The organism is Terrabacter sp. P5_B1, from assembly GCF_056400505.1.
Genome location: NZ_JBFULD010000079.1, coordinates 1 through 13,594 on the forward strand (window position 1 = coordinate 1; position 13,594 = coordinate 13,594).

Below are 13,594 nucleotides of genomic sequence, written 5' to 3' on the forward strand. Positions count from 1 at the left end.
GGGCGATGCTGTACGCCGATGTGCAGCTGGGCGGTCACCATGCCGGTCGGCTGGTGCACCCCGGCTCTGACGGACCACGCTCCTTCGACGTCGGTGGTCCTGCGATCGGGGTCACTGAACAGGGCCGAGCCGACGGCGTCACCGACTTCGAGCAGCCGGCGGCTAGGTCTGGCTACTGTGGGTCCGGGCGAAGGATCCAGCCGGAAGGGAGCTGCACGTGACCCGTCACGACCTGCCGCCGCAACCGGATCCGTCGCGCATGACGGACTTCGCCGGGCATCCCCTGGTCGTCGCGGTGTCGCCGGAACCCGAGCCGCTCGTGGTGCTCACGGCCCTGTCCCTGGCACGGGCCACCGGTGCGCCGGCGCTCTACTTCGCCTTCGCCGACCCGGCCCGGTTCGTCGACGAGGAGCACCCGGACGGGACGGTGCGCCACCACCCCGTCGACCCCGACCTCGGCGATGACGACGTGTGGCCGGAGCGCCAGGATCGGATCCTCGCGTGGCTGCGCGAGGAGCTGCGCGGCACCGACGTGCCGTGGCACTTCAGGTATCTCGCCGGACGCGCCGACCGGGCGCTGACGCACCTGGCCCGCACCGTCGATGCCGCAGGCTTCGTCGTCGGTACGCAGAGGCGTCGGCACCAGCGGATGCATGACTTCGTGGCGCAGTCCCTGTCGATGCAGCTGGCCCATCGGCAGCATCGCCCCGTGATCGTCGTGCCCTTGACCGTGGTCGACTGGCACGCACCCGCCCCCTGGGAGTGACGCCGCGGCCGGTGCGACCGGCGGTCACGTCAGCCGGTGAGCACTGCGAGGGTGAGCGCCCAGGCGCCGGCACCGGCGAGGAAGCCGGCCGCCAGGCTCACCGTCACGTTGAGCCCGGCCGCCACGGTTGAGCCCTCCTGCAGCAGTCGGACGGTCTCGAAACCGAACGTCGAGAAGGTCRTCAGCGCGCCGCACAACCCCGTCCCCAACAGCGCGACGAGATCCGTCGACAGGTCTCCCGCCGACGCCGCGGCCAGGACTCCCCCCAGGACGGCGGAACCGACGACGTTGACCGTCAAGGTGCCCCACGGGAAGGCGGAGTCGTGCTTCGACTGGACGTACAGGTCGGTGAGGTAGCGCAGCGGAGCCCCGACCGCGCCGCCGAGGATGACAAACAGCAGCGTCACATCGTCTCCCTGTGCCGCGTTCGTGTCAGGACTCGGGCGACGGCTGCGCCGAGCCACACCGCGAGCAGGCCGCCGACCAAGGTCACCAGGACGTAGACGCCGAGGGCTCCGAGCTCGTCGGCAGCGGCGAGGGCGCGCGTGTCGAGCATGTACGTCGAGAACGTCGTGTAGCCGCCCAGGACACCGACGCCCAACAGCGGGCGCAGGTATCGATTCGGAGACCAGACGTCGTTGACGAAGACCATCAGGACGCCGAGCAAAAAAGCACCAGTGAGGTTCGCAGTGACTGTCGACCAGGGGATGCGGTCCGGCGCGTGCGGCAGCAGCAGACCCACGGCATACCGGGCAGTGCTTCCGAGCGCACCTCCGAGCGCGATCACCGCGAGGACGTCTCCGCGTCCCCGGAACGGACCTCGGCGCGCAATGCGCTCCGTGTGGTCCGCGGACGTCACGTCCGGGTCGGTCATGGGCGGGTCCTCGGGCATGGCTCTCCTACCTGTCTCAGGTAGGGACTGTTGGCGACGGGATGTCGCGGTTGTCGGCGAGCCCCACCGCCATCGACGACCACCATAGCCACTCGAGGACTGGCGGCCGCCTGGGGCCCTGCCCTTGGGCGGCACGTCGAGGAGGAAGCACCGAGACCTCGTGGCTGGGACGCAGTCAGGGACATCTGCCAACATCGACGCGTGTCGAACGATCAGCAACCACTCGACGATCTCCGACTCCGCCTCGTGAGGTGGCGGCAGAAGGCAGCGGCCGAGTTCATCGGGACGGCGTTCCTCGTCATGGCCGCAATCGGTTCGGGCATCGCTGCGAGCCGTCTGTCCCCGAACGACGTCGGCCTGCAGCTGCTGGAGAACTCCCTCGTCACCGGTGCCGTCCTGGTCTCACTGATCCTGGCCCTGCATCCGGTCTCGGCCTCGTTCAACCCCGTCATCACCGTGCTGGAGCGCGCACTCGGGACGATCTCCACGGGGATGGCCGCCGTTCTCGTCACCGCACAGTTCGCCGGCGCCATGGTGGGCGCCGTGGCCGCGAACGTGATGTTCGACCTGCCGGCCGTGTCTCTCTCCCGGCACGGCCGATCCGGCTCCGGTCTGTGGCTGGGCGAGGTCGTCGCGACGCTCGGCCTGGCCGTCGTCGTGTTCGGCACACTCCGTGGTGCCGACAAGGGGCGTGTCGCGTATGCCGTGGGTGGCTTCATACTGGGCGCGTACTGGTTCACGAGCTCGACGTCGTTCGCCAACCCGGCCGTCACCGTGGCCCGCACGCTGTCGGACACCTTCGCCGGCATCGCGCCGTCCAGCGTCCCGGCCTTCGTTCTCGCCCAACTCCTCGGCGGTGCAGCCGGATTCGGACTCGTCGCCCTGCTGCACCCCGAACGCCACGTCGCCCACAGGACCCCTACTGCCTGAGAGGCGACCATGACCGAGAAGCCCATCACGCGCCGGCGCACCGTCTTGTTCGTGTGCGTGCACAATGCCGGCCGCTCCCAGATGGCCGCCGGCTACCTGCAACATCTCGCTGGTGACCGCATCGAAGTCCTGTCCGCCGGCTCCGAGCCGGCAGACCGGGTCAATCCCGTAGCAGTTCGTGCCATGGCTGAGGTGGGCATCGACATCACGGCCGAGACGCCGAAGCTGCTCACCGACTCGGCAGTCCGCGAAGCCGACGTGGTGGTGACCATGGGCTGCGGGGACGCCTGCCCGTTCTTCCCCGGCAAACGGTACGAGGACTGGGTGCTCGACGACCCCGCAGGTCAGGACCTCGACCACGTCAGGCCCATCCGCGACGAGATCCACAGCCGCGTCCAGACGCTGATCACCGAGCTGCGTCGGCGTTCACCTTGAAGGCAGAGACCGCCCGTCGGGTCAGCTGGTCGTCGATCGGTGTGGACCCGAATGCGTTGGCCGACAGCATGGCGATGGCGCAGGCGCCGAGCATGGGCGCCAGGAGGGTCGTGGACGAGGTCATCTCGGTCGCCAGCACGAGCATGGGCGCGAAGAGGCCGCCAGGGGTGCAGGCGGCATACGAAAGCACGCCGAGGACGAAGCGCAGGACCAGCATCCAGGTCACGGCTGCGATGGTCCCTCGTCCGAGCAGGGCCTGCTGCGTGAGGTTGTCCCCGCCACCGACGACCGCCGGGGCGATCCAGCCCAGCGCTCCGACGACGGTGCCGATCAGGGCGGCGCGGGCCACGACCGGCCACCGGCTGGTGTCGGCGACGCGCAGGCACTTCGTCACCGCGGCGTTGTAGGCGACACCGAGGAGGCCGCTGGTCACGCCGACGACGAGCATCAGGGGGGCCTGCGCCAAGGTGGGGTCCGCCAGGGCAGGCACGTGGACATCGGCTGCGGCGGAAGGGTGCAGGAGCAGGTGCGCACTGGCGAAGCCTGCGGCGGACGCGAGCACTGTGGCGAGGGTGGTGCGTGGGTCGAACCGGTTGACGAGCTCCTCGAGGACGAAGACACCACCGGCGATCGGGGCGTTGAACGCGGTCGCGAGACCCGCGGCCGCGCCGGCGGCGACCAGGAGGCGCACGTCCGAGCGGCTGCGGCGCAGGACGCTGCCCACGATGACGGCGATGGTGCCGCCCATCTGCAGCGAGGGGCCTCCCTCCCGAGCGCGAGTCCAGAGCCGATGGACAGCAAACCGCCGACGTACTTCACCGGGAGGATGCGGAAACGTCCCGGCGGCGTACGCCTGCGGGAGGCCGGGCCTGGCGTTCCCAGGGGACCTGGTATCGGCTTCTCCACTCCGGCGTGGGCGGTGCTCACCCTTCCGGGGCTGGTGGGGTGCGGCGTCATCATCGGCCGAGAGCCACAGGCCTGAAGCCCATCACGCCGGTGAGGAATCTCGGGTCACGTGGCGGTGGCCGAGGTTGACGCGCGGCGCTGGGCCGCGCCGGCGCCCCAGTGGCTGAGGTCGAGGAGCGCGGCGATGGCGACCCAGAACCAGTCCCAGCCGCTCAGGCCACCGGCCCGCCAGAGGATGACGTACATCAGGGTCGCGAACGGCAGGAAGAGCAGGCCGAGCAGCGGCCAGATCCACGAGCTGAAGGCGGCGTTGACCATGGCCGGTCGGGCGATCCAGACGATCAGCAGGGCCAGTCGTGGGAACACGCCGGCCAGCAGCACGAACAGGCAACCCATGGTCTGCTCCTCTCCTCGATGGCACCTCCACGCTCTCGCCCTGACGGCGAGGCCAACGTCACCCGGAGCGGGTGATCTGAACTTGCTTCTGATCGTCGGGCCGTTCAGGCCCGACGCATGGTGTGGATGCGAACCCGGGAGCCTTCGCGCAGCGGATGCACCTCTCCTGTCGCCGTGAATCCATGCCGTTCGTAGAGACGGCGTGCGGTGTCGTTGCCTTCGGTGACGTGGAGAAGTACGGACCGACCTAGTTCGTCGGCATGCTCGACCAGGCGCTCAAGGATGCGAGCGGCCACGCCTTGTCCTCGGGATGCCGGCTCGACCCACATGCCCCAGACGAACGCGTCGGCAGCTGAATCAGGCATGTACAGCCCGCCCATCGCGACCGGTCCATGATCGGCGAAGGCAAGCACGAGCGGGCCGGCGCCAGCCGCCCGGTCCCTCCAGACGGACGGCGGTTGCGTGAGCGCCTCGGCGAGAGTCGTGCCGAAGGAATCAGGCGAGTCCGCCAGCGCTTGCAGGCGCAGAGCGCGGAAGTCCTCCCAGTCGTCGCGGGCGATGACACGCAGCTCAGTGCTCACCACCGGAGGCTAACCGCTGCCAGCCCACGGATCGGCCGTCAACGCCCACCCCGCGACTCGACTGATGAAGTACTGCGACGGCACGCTGAGGATCATCGGCACCGACCCCTCGGCCGACCTCGCCGTGCTCCGGTCCGCGGACACCGGCGCGTCACGCCAGCTCAGCCCCAGGAGTCGGCGGTGGCGGCAGCGGGGGCGCCGGCTTCGCCTCCCCGTTGACCCCACCAAGCCGATCGTCGCCCAGCTCATCGGCCAGGACCACGTGTCCCAACCAGTTCGGCCTCACCGCCCGGCGCCCGGACGCCGGAGACCGCGGCTCCGAACCCCACGGGGCTACTCGTCAGGGCCGTCTCTCAGGGTGGTGCCGCGGAGAAGGCTGCGCCCCGACGCGAACATCTGAAGGTCTACGGGTCCGTCAGTTGGTTGTGCCTCCCGCARAGCGACGTGCCGCATCCACGAGGTGCGGCCTCCTCTCTTGCCGCAACCAGCAGTGGCAGGCCGCTTCCGCGCCTCACGCACCTCCCCCGCACAACATGTTTCAAGCCAGATGGCCAGCAGCGCGGCCACGACGCTGGCCAGCAGGCCCAGGAAGAACGCGCCGCCGTTGCCTATGGGAGCGATCAGGGTGATGGGGACAACCAAACCTGGAATGCCGAGCAGGGCCAGCGATCCGGCGCTCAAGGGGGTGAGGCCGATGGGGACTTCATCCCTGGCTCCCACCACGGACCACGGGCGTCCGCTCGACACGCACCAAACATTCGCCAATCCGCTCGGGGCGTGACTCCGAACTGGAGGTACCAACCCACCCGGGCCCGACGGCCGGGCCCTGAGCAGACTGGAGAGATCCCGTGCGGAACCGTCGACTCTTCACCGTGGCGGGGTGCGCCGGCGCCCTCGTCACCACCGTGCTCGTTGCTCCAGCAGCCAGCGCCGAAACCCAGCACCACGAGTCCGCCGACCGGGGCGGCCAGACCACCGTGGTCCTCAACCCCGACTTGGTGCCCGTCCTCACCCAGACCCTCAAGGCCCACCCCATTCGCCCCGGTCGGCTGACCGCCCCGGCAGGTGTGGCTCAGCTGTCGTTCCCGATCACCGAGGTCGAGGGCAAGGTCATCGAGCACTCGGGCGGCCTGGCCTTCACCCCGGTCGGTGGTGGCGCCCTGCGCATCACCCGCTTCAACGTTGACCTCAAGACCGGATTCCTCAACGCCCAGACCGTTCTGAACGGTAAGCGACTGCCCGGTCGGGTCGACATCTTCGCGCTCGGTGCTGTCAAGCCGATCAACGGCGCCATCCCGAAGTGTGCCGGGACGGCAGCAGGGCTGAGGCTGACACCTGGAGCCGCCAAGGCTCTCGGTGCCCCGAGCTTCGCTGGCGCCTTCGTCGGCGACGCGTGCGTCGCGCCGGACGAGGACTAGTGGCGCGGCAAACAATTGCTTGGAGGGGCGGCCGAGCCCTCGCCGGGCGACGGAGCGACTGCTAGTCGTCGCCTGGAGAGGCTGGCGGCTGCATGCTGATGGCAGACACCGTGCGCGCCCCGCCGCATCCTCAGATCACTGGCCGTGGTCAGTCTTTGCTCGCCGCGAGCATCAACAACTCACCGGCAGGCCTCGACGGTCACGACGAGCCGACGATGCCTGGACCCACGGCGGCGTGGCCAGCATCCCAGGTGGTCACACAGCACGAAGCAGCCCCTGACCGGCATTTCCGCTGGTCAGGGGCTGTTTGGTGCTGGCGATACTGGGTTTGAACCCGTGACCTCTTCCGTGTCAAGGCGAACCGTGAGGGCGCCGCGAGGCGGTTTCGAGGCGCCAGCCGTTGAGGCAAGGAGACCCCCCGAGTACTCGGACTCCGGTTGCCTAGGGCCGACAAGAACTGGGAAACGAGTGCCCATGCGATCGCCGCCACCGTCAGTACGACTGCCATCTAGGTGGAGGTCATCGTGAAGGAGTCTTCGACCGGGTCCGCCCTCTTACCCCGCCCCCGAGTAGCCGTGCAGGCATGCCACCGGCAGGCTAAGACAGAAGACCTCCCGACCGACCGGGCCACAGGCTTGGTCCGTGACATGTGCGGGCGTCATATCGCTGCTTTCGAGGCCGATCCCTGTGTGGGTTTCGACTGGTTCTGGGTACCTTGCCGGCATGCAAGAACGCCCTGTCCCGTACCGATCGCTGGCCGCCGCCATTGCCATGGTGGTGCTCACCGCACTGGGCCTGCTGTTGGTGTACGAGGTTCGCAGGGTCCTCGTCTGGATCATCGTGGCGTTGTTCTTCGCGGTGGCGCTGTATCCGGTGGCCAACTTCCTGGAGCGGCGATACCCCAGGGCCCCGCGGTCCGTGGCCACGCTGCTGGTGTTCCTTGCCGTGTTCGTGGTGCTTGCTGGTCTCGCAGCGGTGTTCGCCGTGCCACTCGCTCGCGAGGCCACCAGTCTGGCGGGCCAGCTGCCGCAGCTCATAGCCGACGCACGCGCCGGTCGAGGACCTGTGGGCGGGCTGCTTGACCGGACGAACGCACTGGAGTGGGTGCAGCAGAACCAGGCCCGCATCAGCGAATACGGTCGTAGCCTTGCGACGCCCGCGTTGGGTATCGCGAAGGCCGCGGCGACCACCATTGCCGCCGTGGTGACCATCTTCGTGCTGGCCTATCTGATGGTTCTGGAAGGGCCCAAGGCCGTCGACGGCGCACTCGCGCTCCTGGGCGACCAGCGGCGCGCGGAAAGGGTCCGCGCCGTGGGCCACGACTGCGCCAAGACCGTCACCGGTTACCTCTCCGGCAACCTGCTCATCAGTGTCATCTGCGGGCTTCTCACGTACGTCGCGTTGCGGCTGCTCGGTGTGCCGTTCGCCGGTCTCATCTCGCTGTTTGTCGCGATCGCTGACCTGATTCCGCTGATCGGCGCCACCTTGGGTGCCGTTGTGGCCATGACGGCTGGATTTCTGCACTCGGTGACCGCCGGCATCGTCGTGGTTGTCTTCTTCGTGCTGTACCAGCAGCTGGAGAACCACGTGCTACAGCCGGTCATCCTGTCCCGCACCGTGAAGCTCAACCCGCTGACGGTTCTGCTCGCCATCCTGCTGGCGGTCGAGCTGGCCGGGATCTTGGGCGCGCTTCTGGCCATACCAGCTGCAGGCATCATCCAGACCATCGCTCGCGACGTCTGGGATCACCGCCGTGGACGGCCCAAGACCCAACCAACGGTCGGGGAGGATCAAGTCCCCGCTGAAGCCGCAACGCCCGAAGTCCGCTGAGGCGGCTTCCTGCCCAACCGCCGACCTCGGTCTGCTCTGGTGGACTGTCACCGCATCCTGGTATGTGATCTTCGTTCTGCTCATAGCGCGCGGCCGCACATTCATCACCCGACCCGGCGCCCAGAAAGCACTCGGCAGCATCAGCGGAATCGTCCTCATCCCCCTCGGCAGCGCAGTCGCGCTCGGACACTGAGCGCCGAAGAACTAGGGGCCCGCAGCTCAACGCAACGCGGACTTCCACATGCGTCTAAGCGCCGCCCGTCGACCACGCCGGCACTGATGGGTCCTCCTCGGGGTGGGCGATTCGGCGGTCAGGGCCGTGGATTCGTGCGGGTCCAACGACGCTCGTCACGCCGTTTCCCCATGCCGGCGGCGCAGCGGGGGCACACGTCGGTGACCTCGTCAGCGGCGCCCCCAGTGGCGGGCTGCGCCTCCCGCCAGTCGATGTGGGAGAAGCGCAGCAGGCGCGAGCGGTGCATCGACAGACCGCACACCGTCTCGTTCATGCCGGGGCGCCAGGCATGCACTTCCCCCGCCGGGGCGCGGATGCCGTCCGGGTCAGTCCATGAACCGGTGGCCGCCACTGCTGCTCTCATGCATCCCGGCTACCCAGCGGCTGGAGGTTCATGCAACGACCACCGGAGGCGCGTCGCGGCGTTAGGCCACCTTCGCGGTTTGCATCGAGTCGTCCCACCTCAGATGCGGCCGTGCTCAACGAGGATCGCCTCGAGGCTGGCGCTGGTACCCGCGACATCGTCGAGGGCGGTGTCGATCCTCGGCAAGTCCAGCCATTCCAGCGGATACACGCGCCTGTAGAAGAGCCCGCCTTCACCCATCATGAGCGCCCCGGCAGCGCTCCTGCCATTCCACTCCAGGAGGCTTACCGGATCCAGAGAGGGGGTCGCCGCAATCAGCCCGGACACCTGCAGATACCAGTCGTCGCTGTAGTCCTTGCGTCGCAGGAGGGCGACGAGGCGCTCACCGCGAGACGCCGCGACCCACACCGACAGACCGTCCCATTCAGGGTTCTGGAACTGCTCCCGCTCGTCAACGGCGACGTGGTAACTCGCCGCGACGTGAGCCCTCAGCGATTCCCAGTCAGTCATGCTCACCCTCCTGCACGCCGYCCTTGCCGAGCACGTAGTCCTCGTCGGGCGAGCCGGCGGCGACCCGGATCTTTGGAGGCTACCGCCGCGCTGCACACGCCTGGATGCCGACAACAGAAACCGGCGACGCGAGCGCCGCGCCAGCTCCATGGTGTCTTCTCGCTGGACCAAAGCGAAGTCCGTCACCTGGTCCAGGTCCTCGGACGCGAAGAGCGCGCAGCCGCGGAATGCTTCTCGAACTGTGAGGCCGTGCCGCCGGTCTCAATCTAGGCGTCGCCGGCTCGACCGCTATGGGCTGCCCGTTCCCCCATCGCCGTCCGTCGCGTCCGGAAGCGCGACCGGCGCGAATTGGAGCGTCTTACCGGCTCCCTTCTGTTGTCAGCCTGTGGCTTCGAGTTGGGTCTTTCGCGCGGTGGCAGTGCGGCGTAGCGTCGTTGATGCGGGTCCGGGAAGTGGCTGATCCGAAGCGCTGGTGAGCGGGTTAGAGCCGGCCGCGCTGGATAACTGAGACGCCCCGTAGTGCCCTCCCGGACCCGCGTCTACTCCTTCGACCACCTCGGCGTCGGTGGCTGCGGCGTCGGCGAGAAGTTGGCGATAGATGGCGTCAGAGATCCTGCGCTTCAAACAGCGAATCGCCTCCAGAGGCCGCCTCCCCTCAGCGCGCTTACGCCGGCAGTAGGCCCGCCCGTCGGTGTCCAGGCGGATCTGGGAGATCGCAGCGATGTGGATCATGTGGTTCATCCGCCGGTCCCCAGCCCGGGAAAGCCGGTGCCGAGAATGCTCCCCTGAAGACGCGTCCAAGGGCGCCGTGCCGGTCCAGGAGGCGAACCTGTTGCGGTCAGCGAACCGGGACACGTCCCCGACGTCAGCCAACACCCGCGCCGCGACGACCGGGCCCACGCCGTGGAGGTCCATCAGGTGCGAGCCGCGGGCAAGGACGATCGTCTTGAGCTCGACGTTGGCCTTCTTCATCTTGGCCTCGACGGCGACCAGCTCCGCGAGCTCCTCGGCCGCGATCCGGCGCCGGATCTTGCCCGCGATGTCGCGCGGGCGACTGACGCGAGCATCCGCTTGGCCTGGCCGGCAGTGATGTCCTTCTTCGCTTGTCCCGGAAGCAGTTCCGCCAGCAGCGCCTGGAGCCGGTCGACGGTTTGCACCCGCCGCCGACTGAGCGATTCACGCCGGTCGACCAAGCATCCGCAACGCCTCGAGCTCACCGTCGGGGCGCAGCACCCGCAACCCTTGGGTGCGCACGGCGACCTTCGCGATCGAGTGCGCGTCGTGGGCATCGGTCTTGCGGTTGTGGCCGGTGTCGAACAGCCTGACCCGAGCGGCGAGCTTCGCCGGCACGTCGACGACCTGTTCGCCGTCCTCGAGGAGGCGCTGCGCGAGGGGCCGGTCGGCGCCGTTGCTGCCCTCGACCGCCCACACCCGCTCAGGCCACGCCTTGGCGTAGGTCCGGCACCGCTGCATAGCCAGCCCGGTCCGTGGTGAACCGGCCCGATCCGAGGAAGTGTTCGTTCGCGTCGACGACCTCGATGGTGGCCGACAGATTGTGGGGATCAACCCCGATAACGACGTGCTCCATATGCTGCTCCCGCCTGTGCTCGTTCCGGTGTGGACGGCGAGGTGGGCATTGCTACTACGAGCAGGGCAGTCCCTTCTTGAGCCACGCCTCGTCACGGTGACCGGCGGGCCGCAGACCGATAGTGAGCCACACCAGATCAGCCGGTGGGCAGCCGCATGGAGAGCTGCCCGCCGATCACCTGGACCGAGTCTGGCCAGACGCCGGTCCTTAAGGCATCGTCTAGTAGCCGCCTGCGGCGCTCGTCCTTGGCAGGCCGCCGGCAGCGTGTGGGCGAGTCTCCGGTGGACGTCATCGAGTGCTTCGAAATCGAGTGGCTCGGTGCGACCGTGGTGCCGCTGGGTTGGGTCGAGAGTCCAGGGCGTGACGGTCTGCGGGTCTGATCGGCCATCCGCCGACAGCCGTCGTGCTGCTCGGCCCCTTCCGTCCTGTCCGTTTTCGACTGGGCGCAGCGCTTCCCCGGTGCATGCGGCGGTTTCCAGCTCAAGGCTCACCCGCATCATCGACACACGCGGCACGCCGTGACCCCGTGCGGCCCGGCGGCGGCGACCGTGTTGCTGTGGCAGGCGGCCTGGGCCGGAGAGCCGTTGGGGTTCCGCTTCGGCTACCCAGAGGTAACACTGGGTACAGGAGGTGTGGCCAATGAGCAGTGACGTCAGGGAGACTCCGCCCGCCGGGCAGGCCGATCGCACCCGCCGTGTTGACGCCACCGAGCGGGAGTCCCGGGCGGTCGTCGAGGCGGCGCGCGAGAAGGGGTGGGAACGGCCGAGCTTCGCCAGGGGCCTCTACCTCGGCCGCTTCGACCTCGACCTTGTCCACCCCCATCCCCGGGCCGACCCTGCCGACGACGCCCGCGGGGACGAGTTCCTGATCCGGATGCGAGAAGTCTGCGAACGCATCGACGGCGCCCGCATCGAGCGCGAGGCCCAGATTCCTGACGAGGACCTCAACGCCCTGGCCGACGTGGGCGCCTTCGGCATGAAGATTCCCCGCGAGTACGGCGGGCTCGGTCTGACGACGTCGTCCTATGGCAAGGCGCTGATGCTTGCCAGCTCTGCCCACCCGAGCATCGGCGCGCTGCTGTCGGCCCACCAGTCGATCGGCGTCCCGGAGCCGGTCAAGCTCGTCGGCACCTCCGAGCAGAAGGAGGCGTTCTTGCCCCGCTGCGCCGCGGGTGCCATCTCTGCCTTCCTGCTCACCGAGCCCGACGTGGGGTCTGACCCGGCCCGGTTGGCAACCACAGGCGCCCCCACAGCCGACGGGGCGGCATACCTGCTCGACGGCGTGAAGCTGTGGACCACCAACGGCGTGGTAGCCGAACTGCTCGTGGTCATCGCGCGGGTGCCCGCGCATGACGGCGGGAAGGGAGGTATCACCGCGTTCGTCGTCGAGGGCAGCTCCCCGGGCATCACGATCGAGCGGCGCAACTCCTTCATGGGACTCAAGGGGATCGAGAACGGTCTCACCCGGTTCCACCAGGTGCGGGTCCCCGCCGAGAACCGGCTGGGCAACGAGGGCGATGGTCTCAAGATCGCGCTCACCACCCTCAACGCCGGGCGGCTGGCCATTCCCGCGATGTGCGCGGCGGCGGGCAAGTGGGCGCTGAAGATCGCGCGCGAGTGGTCCTCCGAGCGGGTGCAGTGGGGCCGGCCGATCGGCGAGCACGAGGCCGTCGCCGAGAAGATCGCCTTCATCGCTGCCACGACGTACGGCCTGGAGTCGGTGCTGGAACTGTCGGCGCAGCTGGCCGACGCCGGCAGCAAAGACATCCGGATCGAGGCCGCAATCGCCAAGCTGTGGGCCAGCGAGATGGCGTGGAAGATCGCCGACGAGCTCGTGCAGATCCGTGGCGGCCGGGGGTATGAGACCGCCGAGTCCCTGCGCGACCGCGGCGAGCGAGCCGTGCCAGCCGAGCAGGTCCTTCGCGACTCGCGGATCAACCGCATCTTCGAGGGCTCGAGCGAGATCATGCGTCTGCTCATCGCCCGGGAGGCCGTTGACGCCCACCTCAAGGCGGCCGGCGCGCTGGCGGACAAGGACGCGACGTTGCAGGACAAGGCGCGGGCCGCGGTGGGAGCCAGTGGGTTCTACGCGAAATGGCTGCCGCATCTGGTGGCCGGCCGCGGCTCCGCGCCGATGTCGTACGCCGAGTTCGGGCCTCTCGCCGAGCACCTGCGGTTCGTGGAGCGGTCCAGTCGCAAGCTGGCGCGGCACACGTTCTACGGCATGTCCCGCTGGCAGGCGAAGCTGGAGTACCGGCAGGTGTTCCTCGGCCGGGTCGTGGACATCGGCGCCGAGCTGTTCGCCATGTCGGCCGCGTGCAGCCGGGCTCAGATGCTGCGCGTCGACGACGGTGCGCGCGGTCGCCACGCCTACCAGCTCGCCGACGCGTTCTGCGACCAGAGCCGGCTGCGCGTGCAGACACTGTTCGCCGCCCTCTGGACCAACACCGATGCCACCGACTCGCGGCTGGCGCGGAGTGTGCTGGCCGGCGACTACACCTGGCTCGAGGAGGGCGTGTTCGACCCGAGCGAGGGCACCGGACCGTGGATCGCCGCATGGTCGCCGGGCCCCAGCGAGGTGGAGTCGGTCTGGCGCTCCCTCCGGTGACTTCGGGAAGTGAGTCGTCCTCGCTGCGCGGCGCGAGGGGAGCCGCCGCCTCCCGTGCACCGCGGCTCCCCATCCGCTCGTTTCGAGCCGGTCGCCGACCTGCCTCACTCCGCCGCCTGTCGGGCGCAAGAGTTGCACC

Annotated in this window: 16 protein-coding genes; 6 read left to right on the forward strand and 10 right to left on the reverse strand. The window is 68.9% G+C overall.

Annotation, left to right across the window (positions count from 1 at the left end; genetic code table 11):
• Positions 1 to 217 precede the first annotated feature (217 nt).
• A complete protein-coding gene (locus tag AC1DP0_RS07980) occupies positions 218 to 766 on the forward strand; it encodes a universal stress protein (protein WP_478083477.1) in 549 nt (182 codons plus the stop codon).
• 29 nt (positions 767 to 795) lie between these two features.
• Here AC1DP0_RS07980 and crcB (AC1DP0_RS07985) read toward each other — a convergent pair whose 3' ends face one another.
• Both crcB (AC1DP0_RS07985) and crcB (AC1DP0_RS07990) read right to left on the reverse strand, forming a co-directional pair.
• Positions 796 to 1,173 (reverse strand): fluoride efflux transporter CrcB, encoded by a 378-nt coding sequence (gene crcB, locus AC1DP0_RS07985; RefSeq protein ID WP_478083479.1) that lies wholly within the window; start codon positions 1,171 to 1,173, stop codon positions 796 to 798.
• Positions 1,170 to 1,640 carry a fluoride efflux transporter CrcB gene (crcB, locus tag AC1DP0_RS07990; protein WP_478083480.1) on the reverse strand — a complete coding sequence of 157 codons (471 nt, stop codon included), beginning with the start codon at positions 1,638 to 1,640 and terminating at the stop codon, positions 1,170 to 1,172. The genes crcB (AC1DP0_RS07985) and crcB (AC1DP0_RS07990) overlap by 4 nt, the downstream gene beginning before the upstream one ends.
• A gap of 264 nt (positions 1,641 to 1,904) precedes the next feature.
• Between crcB (AC1DP0_RS07990) and AC1DP0_RS07995 the strand changes: the two genes are divergently transcribed.
• Positions 1,905 to 2,588 carry an aquaporin gene (locus AC1DP0_RS07995; RefSeq protein WP_478083482.1) on the forward strand — a complete coding sequence of 228 codons (684 nt, stop codon included), beginning with the start codon at positions 1,905 to 1,907 and terminating at the stop codon, positions 2,586 to 2,588.
• A 9-nt stretch (positions 2,589 to 2,597) separates the two neighbouring features.
• A complete protein-coding gene (locus AC1DP0_RS08000; RefSeq protein ID WP_478083483.1) occupies positions 2,598 to 3,023 on the forward strand; it encodes an arsenate reductase ArsC in 426 nt (141 codons plus the stop codon).
• Here AC1DP0_RS08000 and AC1DP0_RS08005 read toward each other — a convergent pair.
• The 4 genes from AC1DP0_RS08005 to AC1DP0_RS08020 form a co-directional block, all read right to left on the reverse strand.
• Complete coding sequence (locus AC1DP0_RS08005; protein ID WP_478083484.1) at positions 2,995 to 3,771, reverse strand: chloride channel protein; 777 nt, start codon at positions 3,769 to 3,771, stop codon at positions 2,995 to 2,997. The two genes, AC1DP0_RS08000 and AC1DP0_RS08005, sit on opposite strands and share 29 nt — an antisense overlap.
• 263 nt (positions 3,772 to 4,034) lie before the next feature.
• Entirely contained in the window at positions 4,035 to 4,325 is a 291-nt protein-coding gene (locus AC1DP0_RS08010) for a hypothetical protein (protein WP_478083486.1), read from the reverse strand.
• Between the two features lie 104 nt (positions 4,326 to 4,429).
• The gene (locus tag AC1DP0_RS08015) at positions 4,430 to 4,906 is read right to left on the reverse strand and encodes a GNAT family N-acetyltransferase (protein ID WP_478083487.1); all 477 of its coding nucleotides are present in this window, start codon (positions 4,904 to 4,906) and stop codon (positions 4,430 to 4,432) included.
• 333 nt (positions 4,907 to 5,239) lie between these two features.
• On the reverse strand, positions 5,240 to 5,653 hold the full coding sequence (locus AC1DP0_RS08020; protein ID WP_478083489.1) for a hypothetical protein: 414 nt from the start codon (positions 5,651 to 5,653) through the stop codon (positions 5,240 to 5,242).
• Positions 5,654 to 5,754: 101 nt separating this feature from the next.
• Here AC1DP0_RS08020 and AC1DP0_RS08025 point away from each other — a divergent pair, with 101 nt between their 5' ends.
• Positions 5,755 to 6,324: a hypothetical protein gene (locus AC1DP0_RS08025; protein ID WP_478083490.1), complete on the forward strand. Its 570-nt coding sequence runs from the start codon at positions 5,755 to 5,757 to the stop codon at positions 6,322 to 6,324.
• Between the two features lie 723 nt (positions 6,325 to 7,047).
• Entirely contained in the window at positions 7,048 to 8,154 is a 1,107-nt protein-coding gene (locus AC1DP0_RS08030; RefSeq protein WP_478083492.1) for an AI-2E family transporter, read from the forward strand.
• A gap of 311 nt (positions 8,155 to 8,465) precedes the next feature.
• Here AC1DP0_RS08030 and AC1DP0_RS08035 read toward each other — a convergent pair whose 3' ends face one another.
• From AC1DP0_RS08035 to AC1DP0_RS08050, 4 genes are all read right to left on the reverse strand, one after another.
• Positions 8,466 to 8,750, reverse strand: a complete 285-nt coding sequence (locus AC1DP0_RS08035) for a hypothetical protein (RefSeq protein WP_478083494.1) — start codon at positions 8,748 to 8,750, stop codon at positions 8,466 to 8,468.
• Between the two features lie 99 nt (positions 8,751 to 8,849).
• On the reverse strand, positions 8,850 to 9,260 hold the full coding sequence (locus tag AC1DP0_RS08040) for a hypothetical protein (RefSeq protein ID WP_478083497.1): 411 nt from the start codon (positions 9,258 to 9,260) through the stop codon (positions 8,850 to 8,852).
• Positions 9,261 to 9,638: 378 nt separating this feature from the next.
• On the reverse strand, positions 9,639 to 10,232 hold the full coding sequence (locus tag AC1DP0_RS08045; RefSeq protein ID WP_478083499.1) for a transposase: 594 nt from the start codon (positions 10,230 to 10,232) through the stop codon (positions 9,639 to 9,641).
• Positions 10,233 to 10,436: 204 nt separating this feature from the next.
• Positions 10,437 to 10,733, reverse strand: a complete 297-nt coding sequence (locus tag AC1DP0_RS08050; protein ID WP_478083501.1) for an IS110 family transposase — start codon at positions 10,731 to 10,733, stop codon at positions 10,437 to 10,439.
• 754 nt (positions 10,734 to 11,487) lie between these two features.
• Between AC1DP0_RS08050 and AC1DP0_RS08055 the strand changes: the two genes are divergently transcribed.
• Complete coding sequence (locus AC1DP0_RS08055; RefSeq protein WP_478083503.1) at positions 11,488 to 13,455, forward strand: acyl-CoA dehydrogenase family protein; 1,968 nt, start codon at positions 11,488 to 11,490, stop codon at positions 13,453 to 13,455.
• Positions 13,456 to 13,594 lie beyond the last annotated feature (139 nt).

Coding starts and splice junctions, on each gene's coding strand:
- AC1DP0_RS08050 (WP_478083501.1), bottom strand. CDS start 10,733: ATGCAGCGGTGCCGGACCTACGCCAAGGCGTGGCCTGAGCGGGTGTGG.
- AC1DP0_RS08055 (WP_478083503.1), top strand. CDS start 11,488: ATGAGCAGTGACGTCAGGGAGACTCCGCCCGCCGGGCAGGCCGATCGC.
- AC1DP0_RS08010 (WP_478083486.1), bottom strand. CDS start 4,325: ATGGGTTGCCTGTTCGTGCTGCTGGCCGGCGTGTTCCCACGACTGGCC.
- AC1DP0_RS08045 (WP_478083499.1), bottom strand. CDS start 10,232: ATGAAGAAGGCCAACGTCGAGCTCAAGACGATCGTCCTTGCCCGCGGC.
- AC1DP0_RS08000 (WP_478083483.1), top strand. CDS start 2,598: ATGACCGAGAAGCCCATCACGCGCCGGCGCACCGTCTTGTTCGTGTGC.
- AC1DP0_RS08005 (WP_478083484.1), bottom strand. CDS start 3,771: ATGGGCGGCACCATCGCCGTCATCGTGGGCAGCGTCCTGCGCCGCAGC.
- AC1DP0_RS08030 (WP_478083492.1), top strand. CDS start 7,048: ATGCAAGAACGCCCTGTCCCGTACCGATCGCTGGCCGCCGCCATTGCC.
- crcB (WP_478083480.1), bottom strand. CDS start 1,640: ATGACCGACCCGGACGTGACGTCCGCGGACCACACGGAGCGCATTGCG.
- AC1DP0_RS08035 (WP_478083494.1), bottom strand. CDS start 8,750: ATGAGAGCAGCAGTGGCGGCCACCGGTTCATGGACTGACCCGGACGGC.
- AC1DP0_RS08040 (WP_478083497.1), bottom strand. CDS start 9,260: ATGACTGACTGGGAATCGCTGAGGGCTCACGTCGCGGCGAGTTACCAC.